8 protein-coding genes are annotated in these 11,411 nt (G+C 43.0%); 4 read left to right on the top strand and 4 right to left on the bottom strand.

Features of this window, described 5'->3' with window-relative positions; all coding sequences use genetic code 11:
* Nucleotides 1-92: 92 nt before the first annotated feature.
* Nucleotides 93-710: a TetR/AcrR family transcriptional regulator gene (locus Q1A40_RS05025; protein WP_299998329.1), complete on the bottom strand. Its 618-nt coding sequence runs from the start codon at nt 708-710 to the stop codon at nt 93-95.
* 168 nt (nt 711-878) lie between these two features.
* Between Q1A40_RS05025 and Q1A40_RS05020 the strand changes: the two genes are divergently transcribed.
* From Q1A40_RS05020 to Q1A40_RS05005, 4 genes are all read left to right on the top strand, one after another.
* Nucleotides 879-2,384 (top strand): efflux transporter outer membrane subunit, encoded by a 1,506-nt coding sequence (locus tag Q1A40_RS05020; RefSeq protein WP_299998328.1) that lies wholly within the window; start codon nt 879-881, stop codon nt 2,382-2,384.
* Complete coding sequence (locus Q1A40_RS05015; protein WP_299998327.1) at nt 2,384-3,943, top strand: MFS transporter; 1,560 nt, start codon at nt 2,384-2,386, stop codon at nt 3,941-3,943. Before Q1A40_RS05020 ends, Q1A40_RS05015 begins: the two co-directional genes overlap by 1 nt.
* A gap of 2 nt (nt 3,944-3,945) precedes the next feature.
* Nucleotides 3,946-4,977, top strand: a complete 1,032-nt coding sequence (locus Q1A40_RS05010) for an HlyD family secretion protein (RefSeq protein WP_299998326.1) — start codon at nt 3,946-3,948, stop codon at nt 4,975-4,977.
* Between the two features lie 428 nt (nt 4,978-5,405).
* Nucleotides 5,406-6,614, top strand: coding sequence for an FAD-dependent oxidoreductase (locus tag Q1A40_RS05005; RefSeq protein WP_299998325.1), 1,209 nt, complete (start codon nt 5,406-5,408; stop codon nt 6,612-6,614).
* Between the two features lie 260 nt (nt 6,615-6,874).
* Here the strand turns inward: Q1A40_RS05005 and Q1A40_RS05000 are convergent, their stop codons facing one another.
* The 3 genes from Q1A40_RS05000 to pat form a co-directional block, all read right to left on the bottom strand.
* Entirely contained in the window at nt 6,875-7,198 is a 324-nt protein-coding gene (locus Q1A40_RS05000; protein ID WP_299998324.1) for a YfiM family lipoprotein, read from the bottom strand.
* Nucleotides 7,199-7,268: 70 nt separating this feature from the next.
* The gene (gene pssA, locus Q1A40_RS04995; RefSeq protein WP_299998353.1) at nt 7,269-8,624 is read right to left on the bottom strand and encodes a CDP-diacylglycerol--serine O-phosphatidyltransferase; all 1,356 of its coding nucleotides are present in this window, start codon (nt 8,622-8,624) and stop codon (nt 7,269-7,271) included.
* 108 nt (nt 8,625-8,732) lie between these two features.
* On the bottom strand, nt 8,733-11,396 hold the full coding sequence (pat, locus tag Q1A40_RS04985; protein ID WP_299998323.1) for a protein lysine acetyltransferase: 2,664 nt from the start codon (nt 11,394-11,396) through the stop codon (nt 8,733-8,735).
* Between the last annotated feature and the right edge of the window lie 15 nt (nt 11,397-11,411).

Below are 11,411 nucleotides of genomic sequence, written 5' to 3'. Positions count from 1 at the left end.
CATGAACCGCCGTATACGGAACCGTACGTACGGTGGTGTGAGAGGACGGCGGGAGCGATCCCGCCTCCTACTCGATGAAAATATGCCTGTTTTTACCTCTTACCATATGCCCTCAGAAACGTTGTCACTGCATCATTTGCCCATTTATCTATTTGAACAACAGAAGGTGTCGCCTCAGGATGTAATAAACATTGCAATTGAGGTTCGCTACGAACCAGGCTGATAAATTGATTAGCGGTGATTTCTTTCCCAAGCTCGCTAAGATCGATTTCACCCATCTGCTCAGCGCGTACCAGCAGGTTTTCAGTCATTTCGTAAATCACCTTTGGACCTGCCTGATACAAAGTATGCGCTAAATCGGGAAATCTCGGTGCTTCTGCTACAACAACACGAAAAAGAGCTAATGCTTTTGCTGTCAGTACAATCGCTAAATATGCCTGGGCTATAGACGTTAAGGTTTCTCTTAACTTTCCGGGGACAAAAGTAATCTCACGCACTGTATCCGTAAATGCCGCGCATTCAAACTCAATAACGGCGATAAATAAGGCTTCTTTATTCGGGAAATGTGCATAAACAGTTGATTTTGAAACTTTAGCTTCACGTTGGATCATGTCTGTCGTCGCTCCACTAAAGCCATGTATGAAAAATACATGTCGTGCAGCTTGTAGTACTTTCATGGCTTTTGGGTTTAAAACGGTATCTTTTTCCATCGATTCTTCATCCTGTTAAATTTTTGACAGCATTAGTGTAAGTTGTTATATTGACTGTACCGATCGGTACTGTTAATTGTTTTGTTGATTATTATATAAAATAACACATTGTTTTAATGCATTAAATTTAAAAAAACCAATCGGTACTTATTGTTTTGGGAAACACAGATGACTATTCGACTATCCATTAAACCTTTTTATTCTCGCATCTTTAGCATACTGAAGGTCATTTCAATCACATTTATGCTTGCAGGTTGTATGGTTGGTCCCGATTATGTTCAATCGCCGAATGATCTGGCAGGCATTGTATTAAAACCTGAAAAGTACGATAAAAACTCTTTCAAGTTTTCAGACTTACCTTATCCCAAGTACTGGTGGTCATTATTCGATGATCCCATATTAAATGCTTTACAGCTTCAGGCTTTGCAAAATAACCTCGATTTGCAAATTACGGCGGAACGTATTGAACAAAGTCGTGCTCAGCTTGGTATCACTTCATCTCAGCAGCTCCCTAAAATAGGTAATTTTAACAATTACTCGCGTGAAGCATTAAGTGAATATGGAAAACTTGTTGCTCTGGGGGCGCCAAGTTCCGCTGGTAATCTTTGGCAAACGGGTTTCGATGCAAACTGGGAACTTGATTTATGGGGACGGGTAGGTCGTATGAAAGAAATGGCCAACGCAACCTTAGAATCGACAGTCTACGACCATGAATTATCAAAAGTGGCTCTGTCTGCGGAAGTCGGAAAAACTTATTTATTATTGCGCAGTAATCAAGCACAGATAAAAATTGCCAAACAAAGTATCTTGATTGCTCAAGAAATACTTACCTTAGTTAATAGCCGAAAGAAGAATGGAACAACAACAACATTTGAGGTTTCATCTGCTAAGGCTCAATTAGCAAAAGAAAATGCAGCAGTCACTGGGTTATTGCATAAGCAAAATAACTTGTTAAATGCATTAACATTTCTATTAGGTGAAAAACCTAAGGCACTCGATCAAGAGCTATCTATCGTTCTGCCATTCCCATCAATGCCCAGTAATATTCCCGTGGGTGTTTCATCAGAGATTGCTCACAATCGACCTGATATACTTCAAGCAGAAGCTCAACTACATGCAGCTACTGCTTCCATTGGAATTGCGAAAGCGGATTTTTATCCTAGAGTAACCTTGAATGGAAAAATAGGTTTTGAATCTCTTGAGTCAGGTCAGCTTGACAGTTGGGATGCGCGCTTTTTTTCCATTGGTCCCACTATTTACTTACCTATATTCCAAGGTGGGGCATTACGCCAACGGCTTGCCCTCAGTGAATCCAAACAGCGAACAGCTGCACTCATTTATCGGAAAACCGTTTTACAAGCATGGCATGAAATAAATAATGCGTTTGACGCTTTGGCTGAGCAGCAGAGCCAATATGCAGATCTTTCTATTGTTTACGCAGAAAATCAACAATCGCTCCGTGCTTATGAACGTAATTATCAGCAAGGTACAACCGATTATTTAACGGTATTAACAGCTGAACGAAACTTACTGGTAAATCAACGCGATCTTGATAACAGCACAACTGCAATAGCACTGGGGATTGTAGATTTATATAAATCATTAGGTGGAGGATGGAATCCAAACGAAATCTCCACGATGCGTACTATCGATACCCGTTTAGAGAGCAAGTAATGAATACCAATCCAACTATACCAGCTGAGTCTGCTGCACAAACGCCATCCAAGAAACCACTACTAGGTCTAGTTGGTATTTTAATCGCAGCTATTGCTGCTGGTTTAAATAATCGCGTTGCGGCATTAGCATTGACAGATTTGCGTGGTGTATTGGGATTTGCTTTAGACGATGCTTCTTGGTTAACGACAGTTTATAATGTAGGCGAATTAGTCGTAATGCCCTTTGCTGCTTGGTTTGCAATTACCTTATCGGTCCGTCGCTTTGAATTATGGCTATTAACACTTTGTACTGTTTTAGCTGCTATTCTTCCCTTCATACAGAATATCAATCTATTACTTGTCATTCGTTGCTTACAAGGCGCATCCAGTGGTGCCATGATCCCTGTTTTGATGATGGCTGCACTAAAATTTTTACCCCCTTCAATCCGTTTATATGGTCTTGCTCTCTATGCAATGACAGCAACGTTTACACCGAATATTTCAATCTGGCTTGCAGGATATTGGATTGATTACATAGCTGATTGGCGTTGGATTTATTGGCAGATTATTCCTTTAACACTGTTCTCAGGTTACTTAATCAGTATAGGTTTGCCAAATGAGGATATTAAATTTGATCGATTTAGCCAGGCCAATTGGTTTGGTATGTTCTCTGGAATAACGGCTTTTTCTTTAATAGCGATTGTTTTAGACCAAGGTGTCCGATTAAATTGGTTCTACTCACCGATGATTTCTACCTTCTTATTTATTGGTTTGATTTTTTTTATCATTTATTTATATACAGAGTGGTTTCATCCGACACCCTTTATTAAGTTACAGCTATTATCACGAAAAAATCTGTGGTTGAGCTTCAGTTTATTTGTTGTGCTTCTTATTATACTAACCTCAGGTTCATTGCTTCCTGTCAGTTATTTAGCTCCACTTCAGGGGTATCGTCCTATGCAAATGGCATCTATTGGTCTGACCGTAGCTTTACCACAACTAATTCTGGGGCCCTTAATAGCATGGTTGCTTTCACAGAAATGGATGGATGCGCGTCTTGTATTTAGCATAGGATTACTTTGTATCTCTATTTCATGTTTTTTAGGGATGGGAATAAATAGTGTATGGAATAAAGATCAGTTTTATTTTATACAATTATTACAAGCTATTGGGCAGCCGATGGCTATTATCTCAATGCTTTTTTTAGCGACCAGTGTTGTCAAACCAATTGAAGGACCATATGTGTCTGGCACTATTAATACATTAAGAGCTCTGGGTTCACTTGCGGGTGGTACAATGATTAATCAATGGATCATTACGCGTGACATCTTTCATAGAAATGTGCTCTCTGACCAGGCCGCTTTGCAAGATAACTTTCATTCATTGTTATCCGAACCTGTTATTCTGGATCAGGTGATCTACCAACAATCTCATGTCCTTTCTGTTGCAGATATTTATTACGTTTTAGGTGTTGTTGCACTCATTCTTATTCCATTGGTCTTCCAGTTGACCTATATCCCTGCACCTAATGCTCAACAGCCACTCAAAATTGCATCTTCAAACTTAAAGGATGACTAGTTATGACATTACACAAAAAAACAAAATTTATTCTTTCTATCTTATGTCTGATTGTCACCATTGCAATAGTTCTGTATTTAAATCGCCCTGAATCAGATGCAAGATTACAATCAACAGATGATGCTTATGTACAAGCTGATTTTACGGTTGTATCACCTCAAGTATCTGGAAATATAGTGAAGGTGTATGTCCGCGATAATCAATATATTAAACAAGGTCAGTTACTTGCAACAATAGATGATCGTGATTTTGTTATTGCATTAAATATTGCTAAAGCTCAGGTTATCAGTGCGCAAGCCAGTATTAAAAATTTGCAAGCACATCTCGCGCAGCAAGAACTTAAAATTCAACAAGCTAAAATAGTCACACAAACTGATGAAGAAACTTTGAAATTAGCAAAAATAAATGCAGAACGTTATCGTAATTTAGCTCGTGATGGTTCTGGTACAGTACAAGCTATGCAACAAGCAGATACTCAGCTTAATATTCAACAAGCCAATTTGATAAAAAGTAAAACTAACTATGCGGCTACTCAGCAGCAAACATCAATTATTCAAGCTGATCTGGAAAAGGCTGAGGCAACGCTTTCTCTGGCGAAAGCAGCGCAATCTGCAGCTGAATTAAAGCTTTCTTACACAAAGATATATGCTCCAGTGAATGGAATTATTGGGCAAAAAACAATTCGTGTTGGTTCTTATGCTAATACAGGAAAACCACTATTAGCAATTGTTCCTTTGGATTCAATTTATATTCTTGCAAATTATCGTGAAACACAACTCGCTCATGTCGCAATCGGACAAACTGTTGATATTCGTGTTGATGCATTACCAGGGCACACATTTACTGGGGTTGTCGAAAGTATTGCTCCTGCTAGTGGTAATAGCTATGCCGCAGTTGCACCTAGCAATGCTACTGGGAATTTTACAAAAATTGTTCAACGTTTACCTGTGCATATCCATTTAACCCCAAATCAGCCTGAACAAGAGAAACTGAAAGTTGGAATGTCTGCTATAACCACTATCTATACAGAATAGGAAGTCTGACAAACGTTAGTAAATTATGATGTATGTCGTCTGTTTTAGTGTTTTTTTCAAAGCAGAAAGGAATGTGATTATTGGAAATCAGCAATGTAACTTGAGTAATAACTTTTCTATTCATCAAGTATGAGTGAATTGCCTGTTGAATTTTATCTGCATTATTGAATATGAGGCTTTGAATAACTATGAAATTGGTAAGGGATATTTTGATGATGTTGGTAAATGTATGAATGAAAGGTGAATGATGTTCAAGAGAAAATAAAAACATCCCGTATTTTTGGGTTGATGTTTTTATAGTTATAGTGATTCGTTAATAAACTATTTGTCTCTGGCTTATCGTTCTGTCAGAAAAATTTGCTCATTCTGAATTTTATATTGAGCATTTAAACAATAAACCACCTGATTTTTTGAAAGGATAAAGTCTTATGAATAAGCGTATTGTCGTAGCGGGTTCTGGGTTCGCAGGCTTATGGGCTGCGATATCTGCAAAAAGAGCTATTGTATTAGCTGATCAAGAAAATGAAATCGAGGTACTTATGGTATCTCCAGCGCCTAATGTTGTGATTCGTCCCCGACTCTATGAGCAGTCTCTTGATAATATGGATCCGGATATTTTACCATTGTTGAATGCTGTTGGTGTTAAACATATTGCCGGTTTAGTTGAAAGTATTAATGATAAAACTCAAACGGTCATAGTAAAAAAAATAAGTGGTGAACAAGAGATAATTGAATACGACCGCTTTGTTTTAGCAACAGGTAGTACTGTATTCACGCCTGACGTTCCAGGTCTTGCAGAATATGCATTCAGTGTCAGCGATCTGAATGATGCCAAAAAACTGGAACAACATTTAAAAAACTTGCATGGCCAGCCAAACACTGCTGCCCGTAATACCGTTGTTGTTGCTGGCGGTGGGCTGACAGGTCTTGAAACTGCGACTGAAATGCCTGCACGTTTACGTAATATTTTGGGGGAGGATCAAACAGTTCGTGTTGTCATTATAGATACGGCACCAGATATCGGCGCAGGAATGGGAAGTGAAGCGGCACTTATTATTCAAAATGCCTTAACAGAGCTCGGTATTGAAGGTAAAGCAAATGCAAAAGTAACAGCAGTCAATGGCTCTGGAGTAACCTTGTCAACAGGGGAAGAAATCGCAGCTAATACCGTCATCTGGACGGCAGGAATGCGTGCAAGCCGACTTACAGCTCAGCTCTCTGGTGAAAAAGATCATCTCGGGCGTGTACTTGGTGATGCATTCTTGCACGCGCCCGGCGCTAAAAATATTTTCGTTACCGGCGACACAGTGAAAGTACCAACAGACGAGATCGGTAATTTCAATGTGATGTCATGTCAGCATGCGATGAGTCTTGGTCGTGTTGCAGGCCATAATGCTGCTGCAGAATTAGTTGATCTTCCATTGCACCCCTATAGCCAGCCTAAATATGTAACTTGCCTGGATTTAGGTGCATGGGGTGCGCTTTATGCAGAAGGCTGGGATCGACAGGTCCGTGTTATTGGCGAAGAAGCAAAAAAAATCAAACAAGAAATTAATACGATTTGGATTTACCCACCAGCAGCAGATCGTGAAGCCGCATTTGCTATCGCTAATCCGGATTTTGTTATCGTACCTTGATTCTAATTTGTTCTCTATTTTTTAAATTTATACCCGCCATATTTCAAGTTATTTAGGGTTGCTGGAGCCTTGCGTGGCGAATCACTGAGTCTGTCTGCATTCATTGTCACGCTTTGCTCTGCCCCTATAAGTAACTCAAATTATTTCGGTTAGATGGGGCAATTTTCCTCTCACTTTGTAGCAACAACCAGTAATGTAATGAGACACAGATAAAGCTGAGTGTGCACAGTTCATTTATATAAATGTGCAAGATACAGGGTTTATTCGTTGGCGAGCCGCCAGACGGTATATCCCGTTGCGGCACCTGCTACATCCCAGACAAAATCTTTCCAGCTCCATCCGGTTCCTGCCGGACGGCTGTCCCATAATTCTTTTGTTGCACCCAGAGAAACGGAGAAAAGAAAGCCGATATTGGCGCTACGTACAGAACTCGACCCTTGCCGCTGTGCTACTTCACTGCCTGCTGCTGTCAGGATCGCAGAGGCAATAAAGTGTTGGGCTTTATCCTGACCGCTCCATCTGTCGTTGGCGGTATGGCTACAGCCTGCAAGTAAAAAAACAGCGGGGAGTATCAGTCGCTTCATCGTAAACCTCAGAGATAAAAAAACCCTGTGTGACAGGGTTTTTAATAATTATCTTTTCATCGTTCTGGCGCTAGAGGATCCTGCTAATCAATCGATCAACACGAATACGGCGCAGACGGCGAATTAACTTACGAACTTTCACCGGATACTCGGCGATACTCTCAAGATCACGGTAATGATGCACAATCGTGGTATGCGTGCGTATCAGATCAAGTTCTTTTATCCGTAGTTCAGCCAATTCTTGCTTAGGATCATGGATCAACAAAGCATTTTCTAAGTCCAGACGCCAGGCTCTCGGGTTAAGATTATTGCCTGTCAGCAACATCCATTTATCGTCTACCCACATCCCTTTTAAGTGATAGCTATTATCCTCATCTTTCCACAGTCGTACGGTCAGCTGTTCACTGCTGACATAATATTGCAGGCGGCTAAGGAAGCGACGTAAGTTAATTTCATAAAGATAAGGGAGTGCGCCGATAATCTTAAAAGGCTGATCTTCAGGAATATAAAAATCATTCGCGGTTTTATCACCGACGATAATTTCTACCTGTTTACCTTCACGCAACAGCTTGATGATACTGCGAACCAGTACGGCTGGCAGGTTGAAATAAGGTGTGCAAATAACCAGTTTATGCTCAGTACTGGGAATTAAATGCGATATCACCTTATTCAGATTGCTGGTTTTACCCAGACCCACTAAAGGTGTAATCGCCAGGCTGTCGTTATCAGCATCCCCCTCGAAGGTAAAACCGGTATCACGCAGCTCCTGACGGTACTGGCGGATATCACTTTTAATATCCGGACTTTTGGGCCGTAAAGGTGAGTCGAGTCGGTGTACGGCACGGCCACGGATCAGATATTGATGGATCCAGTCAGATACCGTATCAGCCAGCTTAGAGTTATGAATGATATGATAACGATCATAGCGATATTTATCCTGCTGATGCAGGTAGACATCATTAATGCTGGCGCCGCTGTAAACGACCGAGTCATCGATAATAAAGCCTTTAAAGTGCAACACACCCAGTGCTTCCCGGGTATTTACCGGTACACCATAAACCGGAATATCGATATCCGGGTGCTGCTCAGCCATACGGTGATACCAGTCCGCATTGGTGTTGGTTGCTTCAACACCAATGCGTCCGCGCTGTGCACGATGCCAGTCCACCAGAATGGTGACATTGAGCTCAGGATGTTGCTGCTTTGCCTGATACAGCGCAGAAAGGATACCTTGACCCGCCTCATCCTGTTCCAGATAGAGTGCGACAATAGTGATACGCTTTCTTGCATTGGTAATTTCACGCAACAACGTCTCTCTGAACTCAGCCGGGGAGAAAAGGGTTTTTACATCATCAACCGATTGAGAAAGCTTAGGTAACTGAGCAAGGTGTTGCTGATGTTTATATCGTTTAAATTTAGACAACATCACAGTGCATATCTTCTCTGTTCATGGATGGCCTTCTGAAAATCCAGATGTCATAACTTGCTGATAATATCACTACTATCTGACAATGTGATGCGGTTTTACCGTACTTTATTGTCTAGCCTCAATTTTAGCTAAGGGTAACGTCAAACTGACAATGCCGTCTTCTAGCTGAATATCAACGATAAAACCAAGCTTACGGGCCAGAGTTATCATGCCACGATTGTTTGGCATGGTGATGCCGTTGAGCTTTTCCAGCCCGTGTTCTCGAGTATAGATGATCAATTTTTCCAGTAACCGACGGCCCAGCCCTAAACCCTTCAAGTCAGAACGAACCAGTACCGCGAATTCTGCATCAAGATTATCGGGATCTGAAATAGCCCGAGTCACGCCGAGGATCTCCATTTTGTCAGCACTCTGACGAATAGCCACAAATGCCATTTCACGATCGTAATCTATCTGTGTCATATTGGCTAAATCATCGTGGGTAAATTCGTTGATTTCATTAAAGTAACGATAGTACAGATCTTCTTTTGTGACTTTGGCAATAAATTGCTGTAATAAAGGCTCATCTTCAGGAAGGATCGGACGGAATAAACAATATTCGCCGTTCTTAAGCTGAACAGACTCTTCAAGCTGATGTGGGTAGGGACGTATTGCAAGACGTGCATCTGCATCGCCCTGGAAAGGGGCCAGTTCAAGTGTGACATCCAGCAGCGTAAACTCATCACCGGTAGCCAGCAAGGGATGAATATCGAGACGGGTAATTTCCGGGCAATCAATAATCAGATTCGATACCTGAACCAGCAAGGTACTCAACCCTGTGATATCCAACGGACGTAACGCACTTCGGCTACGAATTTTATCCATTTTAATCGCCTGGATAACTAAATAGCGTGCCAGATTCATATTTAACGGCGGCAACGCAACGGCCGCCTGCTGATTAGGACGCCAGTCGACGCCCCCTTCACCCAGCATGATCAACGGGCCAAAGATAGGGTCATGCTCGACCACGACACGCAGTTCTTGAGCACCAGCACGGTTCGCCATTCCCTGGACCAGCAAGCCATGGATACGTGCCTGAGGCCAGGTCATTTTTACCCTGTCAATAATCGCTTCGGCTGCCTGTTGAACTTCACGAGCAGTCCTCAGGTATAACATCACGCCCTGGACATCCGATTTATGCGGAATATCCGGAGAGCGTAATTTTAGCGCCACCGGATAACCAATTTGTTCCGCGATATACACCGCTTCAGCGCTATCACTGGCAATCCAGGTGGGTAGAGTGGTTAAGCCATAAGCTTCGAGAATCGGTTTGACTTCATGAGTATCCAGCATAGTGACGCCTTCCTGCATCGCCTGCTGAATCAGATTATGGGTAGTATTGGCATTGGCGGTTAAATTGGCCGGCAGCGCAGGGGTTTCACGTAATTGTTTCTGGTTACGGCGATATTCGACCATATGCATAAAGGCGGTGATAGTGCCTTCAGGCGTGCGGTAGGTAGGAATACCGGCATCACTGAATAAACGCCGGGCTTCCTGAGAAGAGAACTCCCCACACCAGTTAGTGATGATGCTGAGATACTTACTGCGTGGATGGCTGCGTAATAACTCGATCAGTGCCTGAGCGCTGGCAGTACCAGGTGCGACTGCGCTTGGAGCGTGGATAATCATCAGGGCATCAATTTCCTGACTATCCAGCAAGACTTTAACGGCCTGTAGATAACGTTCAGACGTCGCATCATCACGTAAATCAATAGGGTTACCCAGTTCCACACTGGCGGGTAATGCTTCCCGTAGATGGTTTAATGTTTGCTCACTTAACGTGGCGAGTTTTCCGTTACGGCGCTCAAGTTCATCCAGTGCCAGTGCGGCAGGCGCAGCACCGTTGCTGATAATCATCAATCTTTCACCACGTAACGGGCGCATATGGCTCAGGGTTTCCACTGCAGAAAACAGTTCATGCGTATCTTTCACCCGTAGCAAACCGGCACGTTGAATCGCGGCATCCCATGCAGCATCGAGTCCTGGATGGGTTTTTAGCAGGGCCTGTGCTTTTGCACTACGACCGCTTTTGATCACCAGAATAGGTTTATTACGCGAGGCACTTCTGGCGGCGGAAACAAAACGCCGGGCATCACTCAGGTGTTCCAGGTAGAGCAGGATAGCGCTGGTTTTGCTGTCCCGGGCCAGATAGTCAAGGAGTTCATCAACGTCAGTATCGAGGCTGTCTCCGAGAGCGATAAACCAGGAGAAGCCAATTTCTCGCTGCTGCGCCCAATCAAGAATAGTATTGGACACCGCGGCAGACTGAGAAATAAAGGCCAGTTTACCTTTTTGAATGGGAACCGGCGAAAAACTCGCATTGAGACCCTGCCAGGGGGCAAGTAAACCGAGACTATTAGGACCCAGCAGGCGTATTTGCCAGCGTACCGCAGCTGCCTGCAATTCGGGGAGTTGTTCCGGAGGTGCGGACAGAATGATACATGCCTTGCAGTTTTTCTCTCCCAGGGCTTCGAGTAGTTCCAGATTACGACGCGAATGGGTACAAATAACCGCTAAGTCCGGAGCAAAGGGTAAGCTTGCCACATTGGGCCAGGCGAGTACCCCGCAAACCGCCTTGTAAGCCGGTGTCACTGGCATAATCGGGCCATTAAATCCCCCGGCCAGCAAATTACGCATCATTAAATAACCGGCGCGATGATTTTTGGCTGATGCCCCAATCACGGCGATTGATTTCGGGCGTAGTAGCGCTTCCAGTCCACGTTGGCTCACAGTGCTCTCCCACAA

The sequence above is a fragment of the uncultured Cedecea sp. genome (assembly GCF_947498825.1).
Classification (GTDB): domain Bacteria; phylum Pseudomonadota; class Gammaproteobacteria; order Enterobacterales; family Enterobacteriaceae; genus JGM124.
This window is presented reverse-complemented; position numbering and strand designations above follow the sequence as displayed.